The 15,934-nt window shown below is 65.6% G+C and carries 11 protein-coding genes and 2 pseudogenes; 3 read left to right on the top strand and 10 right to left on the bottom strand.

The annotated features are described in order from the left end of the window. Nucleotides 1-5 precede the first annotated feature (5 nt). The 4 genes and pseudogenes from M2432_RS22330 to M2432_RS22315 all read right to left on the bottom strand — a co-directional run bounded on the left by M2432_RS22330 (nucleotide 6) and on the right by M2432_RS22315 (nucleotide 3,456). A complete protein-coding gene (locus tag M2432_RS22330; protein ID WP_280829060.1) occupies nucleotides 6-707 on the bottom strand; it encodes an LpqN/LpqT family lipoprotein in 702 nt (233 codons plus the stop codon). Nucleotides 708-1,463: 756 nt separating this feature from the next. Next, a pseudogene (locus M2432_RS22325) lies at nucleotides 1,464-2,282 on the bottom strand (serine/threonine-protein kinase); the annotation flags it as partial. A 69-nt stretch (nucleotides 2,283-2,351) separates the two neighbouring features. Continuing rightward, nucleotides 2,352-2,654, bottom strand: a pseudogene (locus M2432_RS22320) (2OG-Fe(II) oxygenase family protein); the annotation flags it as partial. Nucleotides 2,655-2,835: 181 nt separating this feature from the next. Then, nucleotides 2,836-3,456 (bottom strand): DsbA family protein, encoded by a 621-nt coding sequence (locus M2432_RS22315; RefSeq protein WP_280829022.1) that lies wholly within the window; start codon nucleotides 3,454-3,456, stop codon nucleotides 2,836-2,838. Nucleotides 3,457-3,571: 115 nt separating this feature from the next. Between M2432_RS22315 and pepN the strand changes: the two genes are divergently transcribed. Further along, the gene (gene pepN, locus M2432_RS22310) at nucleotides 3,572-6,178 is read left to right on the top strand and encodes an aminopeptidase N (RefSeq protein WP_280829021.1); all 2,607 of its coding nucleotides are present in this window, start codon (nucleotides 3,572-3,574) and stop codon (nucleotides 6,176-6,178) included. A 146-nt stretch (nucleotides 6,179-6,324) separates the two neighbouring features. On the opposite strand, the gene M2432_RS22305 is transcribed toward pepN, so the two are convergent. From M2432_RS22305 to M2432_RS22295, 3 genes are all read right to left on the bottom strand, one after another. Further along, nucleotides 6,325-6,801 carry a DUF5130 domain-containing protein gene (locus M2432_RS22305; protein WP_280829020.1) on the bottom strand — a complete coding sequence of 159 codons (477 nt, stop codon included), beginning with the start codon at nucleotides 6,799-6,801 and terminating at the stop codon, nucleotides 6,325-6,327. Then, the gene (locus M2432_RS22300) at nucleotides 6,788-7,018 is read right to left on the bottom strand and encodes a hypothetical protein (protein WP_280829019.1); all 231 of its coding nucleotides are present in this window, start codon (nucleotides 7,016-7,018) and stop codon (nucleotides 6,788-6,790) included. Before M2432_RS22300 ends, M2432_RS22305 begins: the two co-directional genes overlap by 14 nt. Nucleotides 7,019-7,082: 64 nt before the next feature. Further along, nucleotides 7,083-7,730, bottom strand: coding sequence for an HNH endonuclease (locus tag M2432_RS22295; protein WP_280829018.1), 648 nt, complete (start codon nucleotides 7,728-7,730; stop codon nucleotides 7,083-7,085). A 151-nt stretch (nucleotides 7,731-7,881) separates the two neighbouring features. On the opposite strand from M2432_RS22295, the gene M2432_RS22290 reads away from it, so the two are divergent. Both M2432_RS22290 and M2432_RS22285 read left to right on the top strand, forming a co-directional pair. Beyond that, nucleotides 7,882-8,313, top strand: coding sequence for a globin (locus tag M2432_RS22290; RefSeq protein WP_280829017.1), 432 nt, complete (start codon nucleotides 7,882-7,884; stop codon nucleotides 8,311-8,313). 6 nt (nucleotides 8,314-8,319) lie between these two features. Further along, the gene (locus M2432_RS22285) at nucleotides 8,320-9,885 is read left to right on the top strand and encodes a glycoside hydrolase family 13 protein (RefSeq protein WP_280829016.1); all 1,566 of its coding nucleotides are present in this window, start codon (nucleotides 8,320-8,322) and stop codon (nucleotides 9,883-9,885) included. A 71-nt stretch (nucleotides 9,886-9,956) separates the two neighbouring features. Here M2432_RS22285 and M2432_RS22280 read toward each other — a convergent pair whose 3' ends face one another. Genes M2432_RS22280 through M2432_RS22270 form a run of 3 tightly spaced genes read right to left on the bottom strand, consistent with a single transcriptional unit; the run spans nucleotide 9,957 to nucleotide 15,888 of the window. Continuing rightward, entirely contained in the window at nucleotides 9,957-10,601 is a 645-nt protein-coding gene (locus tag M2432_RS22280) for a hypothetical protein (protein WP_280829015.1), read from the bottom strand. After that, nucleotides 10,598-11,011: a thioesterase family protein gene (locus tag M2432_RS22275; RefSeq protein WP_280829014.1), complete on the bottom strand. Its 414-nt coding sequence runs from the start codon at nucleotides 11,009-11,011 to the stop codon at nucleotides 10,598-10,600. Before M2432_RS22275 ends, M2432_RS22280 begins: the two co-directional genes overlap by 4 nt. Beyond that, nucleotides 11,008-15,888: an NAD-glutamate dehydrogenase gene (locus M2432_RS22270; RefSeq protein WP_280829013.1), complete on the bottom strand. Its 4,881-nt coding sequence runs from the start codon at nucleotides 15,886-15,888 to the stop codon at nucleotides 11,008-11,010. Before M2432_RS22270 ends, M2432_RS22275 begins: the two co-directional genes overlap by 4 nt. Nucleotides 15,889-15,934 lie beyond the last annotated feature (46 nt).

Genomic DNA, 15,934 nt, shown 5'->3' with positions numbered 1-15,934 from the left:
GGCTATCAACCTTCGGTGATCTTCGTGTCCCTGTCGATCGCCTCGGTGATGCGCGTGATGATGTCGGACTGGTCGGCCAAACCGTCGATGTTGATCTGCATGACGTACAGCCCCGTCGGATCCTGGATGATCACGGTGCGCTGAACGATCATCTTGGCGATCCCGTTGAGGTTCCACGTACCAGCCACCTGGAACGCCTGATGTCCGGCGAATGTGGTGGTGCTACCAGCATCGGTCGGGCTGAATCCCGAGAGGTTGTAGAGCTCGCCGGCCGCGAAGTCGATGATCTTGTCGGCCTCGGCATTGGGCCCCAGTCGGAATATCAAGGCAGTAGCACTCGGCCGGTAATTTCCCGCCGCCGGACCGGTGTAAATGATGGACTGGTAAGCGAACTGCGGGGTCTGGTTGCCGGCGTCGACCCAACCGGCAGGCATCGGCAGGATGACACCCGGCGTCCCTGGATCGCCACGGTGAACCGGCGTCTCGACGATGTTGTTGCTCTTGAGGTAGGTCGCGATCGTCTGGTAATTGCCGGGCGTTCCGACCAGGACTGGCGATGTTTTATTGGCCGTCGGCGAAGCTGAAGGCTTGGCCGACGCGGAAGTCTGGGTACCCGGCGTTGATTTGTCGTCATTGCCGGTCAACAGGATCCCGGCGACTACCACGGCGACGACGACCACGACAGCGCCGCCGATGATCGCCACCATCGGGGCCTTGTTACCCGTCGCTGTTCCCCTCGCCGGACGACCGAAGTCGGCGGACGAGGGGAACAGCGACGGGTACGCGGATCCGGTGTCGGTACCGCCCGGTCCTGGCGCCCCCATAAATGGCCTCGACTGCGCGAGAGATGGGACCTGAGGCGGCGCTGAATGCGGATAACCGGAGCGCGTTGCCGGTGAATCCGTGGGGATAGCCGGCAGCACCACGGTCGGCGAGCCCCGCTCGGGAACCGGCGGCACCGTGCGCGGAGGCAGTCTGTTGGGCGGCTGCACCGGCGGTGTCGATACCGGCCGGAAACTGGGTGCCGAAGGTGTCGACGGGGCCGAAGGAGCTGACGGTTCCGACGTCGCTGACGGCTCCGAGGGCGAATCAATCTCTGGCGCAGCAGGTTTGGGGTTAATCGCGCTCGGCGCTGACACCTCCGGTCCAGACACCATGTGCCCGGACGGCGATTCGTCAAGTTCCGACGGAACATCCGGCGCCGGCGCGACCTCGCGGGGCGGCACAACCGAAACCGGCGGCACCACCCGGGCAGGCGGTATCACCGGTGCAGGTGGGACAACGGGAGCGGGCGGCAGGAGCCGGACCGGTGGTGGCACGGAAGCCGGCGGCACGACCCGAGCGGGCGGCATCACCGGAGCCGGGGGCACCACGGGGGTGGCACGCGGCGGCACCACCGGGGCCGCGGGCACCTGGGTCGCCGGCATCGGCGACTCCGTCACCGTCTCGGCTTGCCGCCCGAATGCCCGCGCGAACTGGCTACAGGTGTCGAATCGTTCGTCGCTGGTCTTGGCCATCGCCTTGATCAGCACGTCGTCCAGCGGACGCAGCCAGGGCCGTAGTTCGCTGAGCCGCGGCGGCGGGGCACTCAGGTGCTGGCTGATCACCGCAACCTGGTTGGTGTCCTGGTACGGCGTCTGACCGGTCAGCAGGCGGTAGGCAGTCGCGGCGAGAGCGTATTGGTCAGCGCGCCCATCGACCTCACCACCCATCAACTGTTCGGGAGCCGAGTACGACACCGTGCCGATCGCCAGATTCGCTGACGTCAGCCCGGTCACCTCACCCATCTGGCGGGCAATACCGAAGTCGCTCAACAGGATTCGACGATCATCGCCATCGACATCACTGAGCAGAATATTGGCGGGCTTGATATCTCGGTGTAGCAGTCCGCGCTGATGTGCGTAGTCCAGCGCAGAGCCGACGGCCTTGACGATCGCGGCTACCAGCTCCAGCGGCATGCCATTCGGGTACTGCTTCTTGAGAAGTTGCGCCGCGTCGGTGCCGTCGACGTAGTCCATGGTGATCCACAGCCGACCCTCGAACTCACCACGGTCGTGCAAGCCCACGATGTGCGGATGCCACAACCCCGCAGCAATGTTGGCTTCACGTTCGAAACGGGTACGGAACTCTTCGTTGGCAGTGGCGCTTTCCTTGAGCACCTTCATGGCATCGAGACGAGGCAGCCGAGGATGGTCGACGAGATAAACGTCGCCCATCCCCCCTGATCCAAGCAACCGACGCACGGTATACCCGGCGAAGATTGCGCCGTTCTCCAGCGGCATCAGCGCATCCTACTCAAGCCCGCACCCCCGGCGGGCCATCTGCAAACCAGTCGCTTCATGGTGAGGTTGTCAGGCCACCGTGATCGCGTCCAGGCGTTCTTTGATGAACGCCGACGACGTCACCGGTGCTAACCCTGCCATCTTCCCCAACGGGGGCTCCAACGGGGTCACCACTGCGTCGTGGTTGGCTTCGTAGAAGTAGATCAGCGACACCAAATCCTCCTCGGGCGCATGCGGTTGCGGCGGCAGCACCTGGTGCCGGCCCGACGGCCAACGCCGACCACTCCAGTACTCCAGCAGATCACCGATGTTTACCGTCAGCGCGCCGGGTTCCCAGGGTGCGTCCTCCCAGCCCGCGTCATCGGAAAACACAGCAGGTGGATCGGCTTGTCGTGGCGGTCCTCTTCAGCGATGAATTCGTTGCCACCGGGCTCGACAGCCACGATGCGATCGCCGTATGTCCCCTCGGTGGTGGACTCGGCCGCGGTCACGAGTAAGCCAATGTCATGCGCTTACCGTGGTCTGCGCGACGCGGGTACGCGAGCGGAAACGCTCAATCAAACGATGGCGACTCACTACGGGACCGTTTGAGCTCCCAGAAGTGCGGATACGACGCGAAGGTCACCGACGCGTCCCACAATTTGCCGGCCTCTTCGCCGCGCGGAATGCGGGACAGTACTGGACCGAAGAACGCCACACCGTTGACATGAATGGTCGGGGTGCCAACATCCGGCCCGACGGCGTCCATTCCGGCGTGATGACTTTTGCGCAGTGCTTCGTCATAGTGCTCGGTGGTGGCAGCCTCGGCGAGTTCGGCCGGTAGTCCGACCTCCTCCAGCGCCTGCGGGATCACCTCGGACAGGTCTTTGTTGCCCTGGTTGTGAATCCGGGTACCAAAGGCGGTGTACAGCGGCGCCAGGATCTGCTCACCGTTGGCCTGCTCGGCGGCGATGGCAACCCGCACCGGGCCCCAGGCGCTCTTCATCAGTTCCTGATAGTGCTCAGGCAGGTCCCGCCCCTCGTTGAGCACGGCCAGGCTCATCACGTGGAACTGCACGTCGATGTCACGAACCTTCTGGACTTCCAGAATCCAGCGTGAGCTGATCCAGGCCCACGGGCACAGCGGGTCGAACCAGAATCCTGCGATGGCTTTTTCGTAGGCTGCGTCAGGCATTTCTCATCCTCTTCGGTCGGGCTGTTCGGTCTGGGCACAGAACTGTTGGCAACAACTATGCGCGCGCGGCCTGTGTTCCCGGTTGGTGCCATGAGTTGTCGCCTAAGTTGGTCACGTGGCACTTCCCAATCTCACTCGCGATCAGGCCATCGAGCGCGCAGCTCTGGTCACCGTCGACAATTACCACGTCTCGCTCGACCTCACCGACGGCAGCGGCAAGCCCGGTGAACGCACCTTCAGGTCCATCACCACGGTGACGTTCAGTGCGCTGGCCGGGGCCGATACCTACATCGACATCGCGGCCGACACCGTCCGCAGCGCCACCCTCAACGGGCGGCCGATCGACGTGTCCGGCTACGACGAAGCAACCGGCGTTTCGCTGATCGGCCTGGCCGCACAGAACGTGCTCGAGGTCGACGCCGACTGCCTGTACTCCAACACCGGCGAAGGCCTGCACCGCTTCGTCGACCCGGTCGACGGCGAGGTGTACCTGTACTCGCAGTTCGAGACCGCCGACGCCAAGCGGATGTTCGCCTGCTTCGATCAGCCCGACCTGAAGGCCACCTTCGACGTCGAAGTCATCGCGCCGGCGCACTGGCAGGTGATCTCCAACGGGGCCACGGTGACCGCCGGAGCCGCTACGGCGGCGACATCAGGCGCCGACCAGGGCAAGCACACCTTCGTCACCACGCCGAAGATGAGCACCTACCTGGCGGCGTTGATCGCCGGCCCGTATTCGCGTTGGGACGACGTGTATTCCGACGACCACGGCGACATCCCGCTGGGCATCTTCTGCCGGGCATCGCTGGCCCAGTACATGGATGCCGATCGGCTGTTCACCGAAACCAAACAGGGATTTTCCTTCTACCACAAGAACTTTGGCATTCCGTACGCCTTCGGCAAGTACGACCAGCTGTTCGTGCCGGAGTTCAACGCCGGGGCTATGGAGAATGCCGGCGCGGTGACGTTCCTGGAGGACTACGTCTTCCGGTCCAAGGTCACCCGGTACTCGTACGAGCGGCGCGCCGAGACCGTGCTGCACGAGATGGCCCACATGTGGTTCGGCGACCTGGTGACCATGCGCTGGTGGGATGACCTGTGGCTCAACGAGTCTTTCGCCACCTTCGCCTCGGTGCTGTGCCAGGCCGAGGCCACCGAGTACAAGCAGGCATGGACCACCTTCGCCAACGTCGAGAAGTCCTGGGCCTACCGGCAAGACCAGTTGCCGTCCACCCATCCGGTGGCCGCCGACATCCCCGACCTGGCCGCCGTGGAGGTGAACTTCGACGGCATCACCTACGCCAAGGGCGCCAGCGTGCTCAAGCAACTGGTGGCTTACGTGGGATTGGAGGCGTTCCTGTCCGGGCTGCGCGACTACTTCCGCGACCATGCCTACGACAACGCCACATTCGGGGATCTGCTTGGCGCGCTGGAGAAGTCGTCCGGACGCGATCTTTCCGGTTGGGGCCAGCAGTGGCTCAAGACCACCGGCTTGAACACGCTGCGCGCCGATTTCGAGGTCGATGGTGACGGGAAATTCAGTCGGTTCGGCGTCACGCAGTCCGGTGCCGCGCCCGGCGCCGGCGAGACCCGGGTGCACCGCCTGGCCGTCGGCGTGTACGACAACGATCCGGTCACGGGCAAGCTGGTCCGGGTACACCGCGAGGAGCTGGACGTCGAGGGCGACCGCACGGATGTGCCTGCCCTGGTTGGGGTTCCGCGCGGCAAGTTCATCTTGGTCAACGACGACGACCTGACGTACTGCTCGCTGCGACTGGACCCGGTGTCGCTGCAAACCGTGTTGAGCCGCATCGCCGATTTCGCTGATCCACTCCCCCGCACACTGGCTTGGTCGGCCGCCTGGGAGATGACCCGCGAGGCCGAGATGAAGGCACGCGACTTTGTCGCCCTGGTGATCAGCGGTGTGCATGCCGAGACTGAAGTCGGTGTAGCGCAACGACTCCTGCTGCAGGCGCAGACGGCACTGAACTCCTACGCCGACCCCGTTTGGGCAGCGGAGATCGGCTGGCCGGCATTCGGCGACGCGTTGCTGGACCTGGCCCGCGACTCATCGCCGGGCTCAGACCACCAACTGGCGTTCGTGAACGCGCTGTGCACATCGGTGTTGGCGCCCAACCACATTGCGGTGCTGTCGACGCTGCTGGACAACGAACCGGCCGCAGTGAACCTGGCCGGCCTGCTGGTCGACACCGATCTGCGGTGGCGGATCGTCACGGCGCTCGCTGGCAACGGTGTCATCGATGCCGGCGGCACCGACACCACGTTCATCGACGCCGAAGCGAGCAACGATCCGACTGCGGCCGGCAAACGCAGCGCCGCCGCGGCGTCAGCCGCACGTCCGCAGTCGGCAGTCAAGGACGGCGCGTGGCTGCAGGTCATCGAGGACGACACGCTGGCCAACATCACCACGCGCGCCATCGTCACCGGGCTGGTGCAGCCGGGCCAGGCCGAGCTGATGGCGCCGTTCCGGGACCGCTACTTCGCCGCCATCTCGGGCGTGTGGGACCGACGTTCGAGCGAGGTCGCCCAGACCGTGGTGATCGGGCTGTACCCGTCATGGGACATCAGCCAGGCGGGCCTCGACGCGGCCGACCGGTTCCTGTCCGACCCCGAGCTGCCGGCCGCGCTGCGCCGCCTGGTGCTGGAGGGCCGGGCAGGCGTGGAACGGTCACTGCGGGCCCGCACGGCAGACGCCGGCTGATCGTGATCCTGCGGTGAGGGCTCATTCGTCCGAGTAACGAGGGCCCTCACCGCGACGTCAGCGGTCGACTCGCCGCAAGACAGCACAATGCCGGGTGCGAACCAGTTGGTTCGCACCCGCATTCGTTTCGTTCTGGGTCCGCCCGATCAGGAGGGTGAGACGCCGGCGCTCAGCACGCGCACTGCGCTCAGCAGGCCGTCCATCAGGTTGCCCTGCTTGAAGGACGCCGCGGCGGCCGAGACGCCCAACGGTGCCGCCTCTTCGATGCCGCGACCACGGACCTCCGAGCCGTAGACGACCTCGATGGCCTTCTGGTTCGGGGAAACCGCAAGCAGCACCGCATTGTTCGGCGTCGGCACCTTGGCCAGCACCTCACGTGCCGTCGCTGCCGTGTCGGCGCCGAGATCGCCGATGTAAACCGCAAAGCGGGCTCCGGCGGCACGCGAGCCGTACTTCAGTGCGTTGTCGAGGAACACCAGATCCTTGACCGGGAACGGGTAGTGCACCGAAACCTCGCCGGGCTCGGTGACCCCGGAGATACGGCCGCTGTAGGTCTGGGCGAAGCCGTACGGCAGGTGGGCCGGATCAATATTGGCGACCTCGGTCTGGTTACCAGTTGCCACTTGCGCCGCCTCCCACAGTCAGGTGCGAATCGTGGCCGCCGTGGCCGTGATCCGCCGGTTCGTCAGCCGCCCACAGAATCGGGTCATGGGTCCACTTATCGGACAGCTTGTACGTCGCCGGGTGCGGGCCCTTGCGCAAAAGGAACACCGCGGCCAGCACCAGCAACAGCGCCAGCGGCACCCCGCCGAGCAGCGAATGAGTAAGTGCAATGCTCACGCGCAAACCGTATCAGCACGGCCCCGCTCCTGCTGGCGACAGGGCCATTCCGACGGGTTCACGCTCAGGCAGCGCCCTCGCCCAGATATCGCACCCAGGCCGGGTCGAGTTCTTTGACCGTCGCAAGCAGCCGCCAGTGCTGTCCTTTGGGCGGCAATGGAGCCGACCGCAGCGACCAGCCCAGTTCGGCCAGCAGCCGGTCGGCTTTACGGTGGTTACACGGACCGCACGCCGCCACGCAGTTCTCCCAGGAATGCTCGCCGCCGCGGCTCCGGGGCACGACGTGGTCGACAGTGTCGGCCTTGGCCCCGCAGTACGCGCAGCGAAACCGATCCCGATGCATCAGCGCCGCCCGGGTCATCGGGATGCGCGCCCGGTACGGAACCCGCACAAAGCTGCGCAACCGGATCACCGAGGGCACCACCACCGTGCGCGTGGCGGAGTGGATCACCGGTCCGGCTGGATCGTCGTGCACAACATCGGCCTTGCCGCACATCAGCATGATCACGGCCCGCCGCATGGGCAGTGCGGTCAGCGGTTCGTAGGTCGAGTTGAGCAACAGAACCCGGCGACGCCCCCAGATCGAAACATCGGCCGGACCCGAGTCGACGGCGTGCAGGATCGCTGGCGGTGCTTGGCTCGGAACAGGCCCGAGCGTACCTGCCGCGGTGCCGTGAAGTCTGTGGCCGCGGCTTTTCCTCCGTTGCGACATACGCCCTCCGTGAGGACAGTCCACCATGGATCGGCACATAGCGCACGGAAATTTCCGCAGAGGTAGCTGGACGAGCCGGTGAACAACGGGTGTCTGAGGTGGCGTTTCGTGCCGGCCGGCCCCCGGCCGCGCGGGCCCCACCCACCGCCGTATGAGCACACCTGCCGGCGATGTGGACAATGGGAGCGTGACGGAAGCGCAGTTGTCGTTCTACGACGAAGTCGGTGGAGCGGAAACGTTCCACACCCTGGTCTCGCGGTTCTACCAATTGGTCCGCGATGACGAAATCCTGCGCCCGTTGTACCCGGAGCACGATCTCGACGACGCCGAGGAACGGCTGCGCATGTTCCTCGAGCAGTACTGGGGCGGCCCGCGCACCTACTCCGACCAGCGGGGGCACCCACGACTGCGGATGCGCCACGCCCCGTTCCGCATCGGATTCCGCGAGCGCGACGCGTGGCTGCGCTGCATGCACACCGCCGTGGCCTCCATCGACTCCGACACCATCGATGACGCGCACCGCCAGGCGCTGCTCGACTACTTCGATATGGCCGCCCAGCACATGGTGAACTCGGCGTTCTGAGATCAGATGAGTTGGTGGTCGCGCGCCGTCTTTTACCAGGTCTATCCGCGGTCCTTCGCCGACGCCAACTGTGACGGCGTCGGCGATCTGGACGGGGTGATCGCGCAGCTGCATCACCTGCAAGCGCTCGGCGTCGACGCGCTGTGGCTCAACCCGGTCATGGTGTCGCCGATGGTCGATCACGGGTACGACGTCGCCGACCCCCGCGATGTCGACCCAATGTTCGGAGGTCTTGAGGCACTAGATCGGCTGCTTGCCGCCGCGCACGCCGCCGGCATTCGAGTGACCATGGACCTGGTGCCCAACCACACCAGCTCGAAGCACCCCTGGTTCGTCGCAGCCTTGGCCGCCGCCGCCGGTAGCCCGGAGCGGGCCCGGTACATCTTCCGCGACGGCCGCGGTGCCGATGGCTCCAAGCCACCCAACAACTGGGTATCGATCTTCGGCGGTCCGGCCTGGACCCGGGTCAGCGAGCCGGACGGCACTGCCGGCCAGTGGTACCTGCACCTGTTCGACCCAGAGCAGCCGGACCTCAATTGGGACAACGACGAAGTGGCCGCCGATCTGGACCAAACGCTGCGGTTCTGGCTGGACCGCGGGGTCGACGGGTTTCGCATCGATGTCGCGCATGGAATGGCTAAGCCCGCGGACCTGCCCGACATGGCCGAGCGACATATCGCGATGCTGACTGACGGGGCGCACGATCCGCGGTTCAACAACGACGGCGTGCACACCATCCACCGCGGTATCCGCGCGGTGCTCGACGACTACCCCGACGCCGTGTCGGTCGGCGAGATCTGGGTTTTCGACAACGCCGATTTCGCCAAGTACCTGCGCCACGACGAACTGCACCTGGGCTTCAATTTCCGTTTGGTACGAGCCGATTTCGATGCTGCCGAAATTCGCGAGGCTATCGAGAATTCGTTGGCAGCTGCCGAACTCGCCGATTCCCCGCCCACCTGGACCCTGTCCAACCACGACGTCGAGCGTGAGGTCACCCGATACGGTGGTGGCGCACCGGGATTGGCGCGGGCTCGCGCGGTGGCGTTGGTGATGTTGGCGTTGCCGGGCGCGGTGTTCATCTACAACGGCGAGGAACTCGGGCTGCCGAACGTCGACCTGCCTGACGCTGTTCTGCAAGACCCGGTGTGGGAGCGCTCTGGCCAAACCGAACGTGGGCGCGACGGCTGCCGGGTTCCGCTGCCGTGGTCAGGCGACACCCCACCGTACGGGTTCTCCAGCACCGCCGAGACCTGGTTGCCGATGCCGCCCGACTGGGGACCGCTGACGGTACAGACCCAGGCCGACGATCCGGACTCGACACTGACGCTGTTCCGCAGAGCAATCGAATTACGCCAGGGCCGAACGCAATTGGGCAAATCGGTGCATTGGCTACCGGCGGCACGGAACGTCCTGGGCTTTGCAGGCGAGGACGGACTGGTATGCCTGCTCAATACCGGGACCACAGCGACCAAGTTGCCCGCCGGTGCGGTTCTGGTCGCCAGTGGACCACTGCCCGGCGGCAAGTTGCCGCCCGACACCGCGGTCTGGCTGGCACGGCACACCCGCTGAGCCCGCGCCGAGATCGACGAAATGGCCGCCTGCACTGCCACAAACCGGCCCAAATGTCCGTTTGGGCGGTATCAGGGCAGCAAGAGAATCGGACTACCACGACGCCGGTAGACCGAGCCGAACCGGGCGTCGATTCGAAGCCAGGCAGCGTGCGCCCGCACCCGGACCACCTCATCATCGGGAAGCGGGTCGGGGATGAAACCCATTGCAGTCAAAGCGAATACGCAGCGCATCGGCACGCCGGCAGTGATATCGCCGGCACTGACCGAAATCACATCCTGATCGAGCAGCGACGGTGGTGGTCCCTGCGCCCCACTGTGTTCACGCGCCAGGTCCGCCCCACGCTGGGCCAAATCCAGCATTGCGCGGGCCGGGACATCATCGAGGTGCACGAAGCCCGAGTCCGGAGGCAGCGCCCCCCGCCACGCCGAGTCCATCGAGAAACCAGGGTCCACCCTGCCCCTGCCGACCAGGGAGCGGCTCAGCGTGTCGGCCCCTGCACACAGATCGGCCGGGCTCACCCGCCCGGCCACCACCCGGGCAGCCAGGACATCGAAACCCGTTGCCGCCCAAGCAACAACGACACGGTCCTCACGAGCGCGCAACCGCACCACAGCGGCGTCATCAAGCCGCAATACACGATCGACGAATGTGGCCAGGTTCTCCCGCTGGGCGGTGTCGGCGAGCCAGATGCCGCGCTCAGCTTCGCCGTTCACCGGGCGAAGCGCTGCAGATAATCACGCTGATGCGGCGCGATCCGGACCAGCACCTGCTGCTCGATGTTGAAGGTGGCCAACTGGGTCTCGGCGATCACCGCGGGCTTGGATTCCGGATCGGCCAGCGCCGACCGCACCTCGTAACCCAGGGTGAAATCACACGCGCGCAGGCGGTTGGTCCAAATGGTCACCTGCAGAGGCGAATCCACCAACCGCAGCTGACCCTTGTACTTCACGTTGACCTCGGCGATCAGCAACCCGGTGGTCGTGACATCCTCGGCGAACGGCTCGGTCAGAAACGGAACCCGCGCCTCCTCCAAGATGGTCACCATGGTCGCGTGATTGACGTGCTGATACATGTCGATATCCGACCACCGCACTGGCACCGGCGTCGTGAATCGCTCTGTCACCCTTGTAATCCCGTTCCACTCGTCCTCGTGGTCATGCTACGCAGCTGCCGAGCGGCCACCGACAAGGTCGCCAGGTCGCGCTCGCTGTCCCCGAGGATTTCGGAGAGGGTACGGCGAGCCCGCGTCACTCGGGAACTGTTGGTCGCCTCCCACTCCTGAATCTTCTGCTCGCCGGTTTCGTCAGCCTCCCCGACGGCCAGCACATCAAAGCACAGTGCCCGCACGGCACCGTAAATGTCATCACGAATCGCCAGCCGTGCCAGCGAATGCCACCGATCGTCGCGCCGCAGCTCCGACACCGCGGTGAGCAGGCTGTCAGTGCCCAGGTGATCCATCAAGGCAAAGTAAGTGTCGGCCACCTCGACCGGGTCGTGCTCGGTGATGTCTGCGATATCGATCACGTCGAGCAGGCTGTACTGGTACAGCCCGGTGGCCACCATGTACGCCAGGTCCGCCGACACCCCGGCGTCGGTGAACTGCCGGGCGTCATGCTCGACAATGGCCTTGTCGTCGCCGCGCAACCACTTCGACATCTGCGGGGTCAGCGCCGCCACTTGGTCGGCGAACCGGTTGGCCTCGGCTCCCACCGCCAGCGGCTGCGGCCGGTAGTTGAGCAGCCAGCGGCCGGCGCGGTCGATCAACCGGCGCAGGTCCAGCGTCATTCGGTCGGTGACCGCCACCGGCACGCCCGCGTCCCCGGCCGCCCGAATCTGCCGCCACACCTCACCTACCCGGAAAATCTTGTCCACCGCGACGTAACCGCGAACCGCATCGACCGAACCCACTCCGACGTCCTGGGTGAGCCGGTACGCATAGGTGATGCCGCCGGTGTCCACCAGGTCGTTGACCAGCATGGTGGCGACGATCTCGCGGCGCAGTTGGTGATTGCGGATGTCAGCGGCGAACCGACCCCGCAGCTCCATCGGGAAATATTCGGGCAGCCGGGCGGCGAACACCTCCTGATCGGGTAGCTCGCTGCCCAGTACGTCCTCTTTGAGCGCGAGCTTCACGTGCGCCATCAATGTGGCCAATTCGGGTGAGGTCAGTCCCAGGCCTGTCTCTCGGCGTCGCCGGACTTCCTTGTCCGACGGCAACGCCTCCAGTTCGCGGTTCAGGCCCCGCTCGGCCACCATTTCGCGAATCTGACTGGCCTGCACCGGAAGCATGCTCGCTGCGTTGGCGCGGCTGGTGCCCAGCAGGTCGTTCTGCGCGGCGTTGTCGGCCAGTACCAGTCGGCCCACCTCGTCGGTCATGGACATCAGCAGGCCCGTGCGCTCGTCCGCGTCGACCTTCCCCGCGGTGACCAGCGAGTCGACCAGAATCTTGATGTTGACTTCATGGTCCGAGCAGTCCACACCGGCCGAGTTGTCTACTGCGTCGGTGTTCACCCGCCCGCCCGTGAGGTCGTATTCGATGCGGCCGAGCGGCGTCACACCGAGGTTGCCGCCTTCACCGATCACCTTGGCGCGCACTTGATTTCCGTTGATCCTGATGGCGTCGTTGGCCCGGTCACCGACGTCGGCATCAGACTCGGTCTCGGCCTTGACGTAGGTGCCGATACCGCCGTTCCAGAACAAGTCGACCGGCGCCAGCAGAATGGCCTTCAGCAACGCCGGCGGGGTCAGCTCGGTCACCTCGGTCGCCAGCCCCAGCGCCTCCCGAACCTGAGCGCTGATCGGGATCGACTTCTGGTCGCGGCGGTATACCCCACCGCCCTCGCTGATCAGCGTCTTGTCGTAGTCATCCCAGCTGGAACGGGGCAGCTTGAACATCCTCTGGCGCTCGGTCCATGACGTAGCCGAATCCGGATTGGGATCCAGGAAGATATGCCTGTGGTCGAACGCGGCGACCAACCGGATGTGCGTGGACAGCAGCATGCCGTTGCCGAACACATCGCCGCTCATGTCGCCGACGCCGATGACGGTGAAGTCCTGGCTCTGGGTGTCGTGCCCCATTTCGCGGAAGTGCCGCTTGACCGACTCCCAGGCACCCCTGGCGGTGATACCCATGGCCTTGTGGTCGTAGCCCACCGAACCACCCGAGGCAAAGGCGTCCCCCAGCCAGAACCCGTAGGACTTGGCCACATCGTTGGCGATGTCGGAGAAGGTGGCGGTGCCCTTGTCGGCCGCGACGACCAGATATGAATCGTCGCCGTCCCGACGCACCACCTGCGGCGGCGGCACGATGGCACCGGTGGCGGTGTCGACGTTGTCGGTGACGTCGAGCAACCCGGCAATGAACAGCCGGTAGCAGGCCACGCCTTCATTGCGCTGGGCATCACGGTCGGCGGCGGGATCACCGGTCGGTGCCGGCGGATTCTTCAAGACGAAACCGCCCTTGGCTCCCACCGGCACTATGACAGCGTTCTTCACCGCTTGCGCCTTGACCAGACCCAGGATTTCGGTGCGGAAGTCCTCGCGGCGGTCGGACCAGCGCAGCCCACCGCGGGCCACATTGCCGAACCGCAGGTGCACACCCTCGACCCGTGGCGAGTACACGAAAATCTCGTATTTCGGCCTGGGCAAAGGCAATTCATCGATGAGTTGCGGATTCAGCTTGAACGACAAGACATTTTGGTGCCGTGCCGAGCATTCGGCGGTGACGAAGTAGTTGGTGCGCAGGGTGGCCTGCACCAACGACGCGAAGGCCCGCAGCACCCGGTCGGTGTCCAGGCTGACCAATGCGTCGATGTCAGCTGTGACTGCGGCCGCGGCCGCTTGCGCCCGAGCAGCGGTATCGCGCGCGGTACCGCTTTCCGGGGGGTCGAACATCGCCTCGAACAACTCGACCAGGGACCTCGCAGTGCCGGGGTTGTCGCCCAGCACCGCCTCGATGTGTGACTGACTGTACGGAAAGCCGGCCTGCCGAAGGTATTTGGCATAAGCCCGCAGAATCATGACTTGCTGCCAGGTCAGCCCGGCGCCCAGTACCAACTCGTTGAACCGGTCGATCTCCACCGACCCGTGCCAGATGGCGGTCACCGCGTCGGCGAATCGGGTGGCGACAGTGGCGCGTTCGGGCGCCTCCGCTTCCAGGGTGGACTGGTGCAGGGCGATCTTGAACTGGTAGATCCACACGCACATGCCGTCCGGCCGCGTGACAGTGAACGGCCGCTCCTCCAGCACCACCACACCCATGGACTGCAACATGGGCAGCAACTGACTCAGTGAGGCCGAGCGCCCACCCAAGTACCAGGTGAGTTGCGCTGCGCGATGGGCGTCGTCCATGTTTTCGGGGTAGCGCAGCACCAGCTTGACGGTGTTGTCCTGCAGGTGCCCGATGATGCCGATGTCGGTGATGGCCTCGGCCGGGGTGAATGCCTGCTTGTACACCTCGGGAAATGCCGTCGCGTAGTGCTCGGCGTCGGCACGAATGGCGGAATCCGGTGGCACCGAGCCGATCAGCCGATCAGCCCAGGTTCGGGCAGCCTCGGTCAACAGGGCTTGGATGCGGTCCTGGTTCTCCGCCGACGTGTCGACGCCGGCGGGGGTGGCACCGTCCTTCAGCCGAACGGTGAAATGTACTACCGCCCAAGGTGATTCACTGACCCGCGCGGTGTATTCGATGCTCTCGCCACCGAGTTCGCGCACCAGGATGTCCTGCATCTCGAGCCGGACGGCCGTGGTGTAGCGATCGCGCGGCAGGTACACCAGGCAGGAAGCGAAGTGTGCCAACGGATCTACCCGAAGGAACATCAGCGTGCGCCGCCGAGAACCCAGGTCCATGACGGCCTTGCCCATGTCCGCCAGATCGCGTGCCGTCAAGGCGAAGAGCTCCGAACGTGGCACGGTCTGGATGATGTCCAGCATCAACTGACCCGGCCGGCTCGGATCGCCGTTGGACAACGCCAGCGCCTCGGCGGCCCGTCTCGAAATCAGTGGTATTTCAAGCACGTTCGCATTGGCCGCGGCCACGGTGAACTGCCCGATGAAGCGGTGCTCGGTAGCTGGGTCGCTCGGGCTTGCTCCCAATTCGCGGACCACCACGATGTATGGATAGGCCCCGTAACGGAGGAAGCTGGGCATGGTGGCCTGTGCCAGGGTCAGCAGTTCGTCGTCACCTGCCAACTGGGGCAACACGTCGGTGCGCAATTTGGTCACGCCCAACCTGGTTGCGGGATCCACCTTGGCCTTCCCGCCGTCGATAGTGCACTGCTGGTAGCCCAGCAGGACGAAGTGGCCGTCGGCCAGCCAGCGCAGCAGCGCCGCGACATCGCGCCTGTCATACCCCGGGAAGCGGCCACCGTGATCGGCGTCCAGTGCGTTGGCCAGCCCGACCAGCGCGGCGTTCATGGCTGCGGTGTCCGATTCGACGGTGCGGGTGTCAGTCAGCGCGGCGGGTAGCAGTGCCGCTGCATCGGCGACTGCGGTGCCGTCGCCGGTGGAAGCCAACTGCACATGGATCCAGGTCTCATCGACGCCGTCCGCGGGTGCACTCGGGTCACCGACCGGGCCCATCTCGACGATCTCACCCGAGTGGTCACGACGCACCCGGAACTCCGGGCTCATGATCGCGGTGTAGCTGACTCCGGTGCGGTTCAGCAAAACCGACACCGAGTCCATCAGCAACGCGCTGTGGTCCGTGACGATCTGTAGCGCGGGACCGAACCCGCCGGGCTCATCGGCGGGATAGACCGCGGTCAATGTCTCGCCGGGCGATCGCCGCAACCCCAGCCGGCGGTGGGCTGCCAGCAAGTCCGGCGAGACCCGGGCTGCCAGCGTGCGGTCGGCCGGCGCGCTGCTCCCGCCACTGGCAGCCGAGCCGTCGTTGGGCCCGCGGTAGGTCAGCAGGTACGCCCGGGCGAACCCGGCATTGGAACCCCCACCGCCGGCCGCGGGTGCTGTCCGACTGCCCTTACCACCTGGGATCACCGTCATTCGACCGCTCCTGATGTCGCGCCTTCGTGCCGCCCGCGACACGTAG

Origin of the sequence: Mycobacterium sp. OTB74, assembly GCF_029892685.1 — a bacterium.
Taxonomy (GTDB): Bacteria; Actinomycetota; Actinomycetes; order Mycobacteriales; family Mycobacteriaceae; genus Mycobacterium.
Note: the sequence above shows the minus strand (reverse complement) of the source record. Positions and strands in the feature narration are given on the sequence as shown.

Excerpts from the sequence above, each read along its gene's own strand:
- M2432_RS22330 (WP_280829060.1), bottom strand. The coding sequence starts at position 707 with ATGGTGGCGATCATCGGCGGCGCTGTCGTGGTCGTCGTCGCCGTGGTA.
- M2432_RS22315 (WP_280829022.1), bottom strand. The coding sequence starts at position 3,456 with ATGCCTGACGCAGCCTACGAAAAAGCCATCGCAGGATTCTGGTTCGAC.
- M2432_RS22295 (WP_280829018.1), bottom strand. The coding sequence starts at position 7,730 with ATGTCGCAACGGAGGAAAAGCCGCGGCCACAGACTTCACGGCACCGCG.
- M2432_RS22290 (WP_280829017.1), top strand. The coding sequence starts at position 7,882 with ATGAGCACACCTGCCGGCGATGTGGACAATGGGAGCGTGACGGAAGCG.
- M2432_RS22285 (WP_280829016.1), top strand. The coding sequence starts at position 8,320 with ATGAGTTGGTGGTCGCGCGCCGTCTTTTACCAGGTCTATCCGCGGTCC.
- M2432_RS22270 (WP_280829013.1), bottom strand. The coding sequence starts at position 15,888 with ATGACGGTGATCCCAGGTGGTAAGGGCAGTCGGACAGCACCCGCGGCC.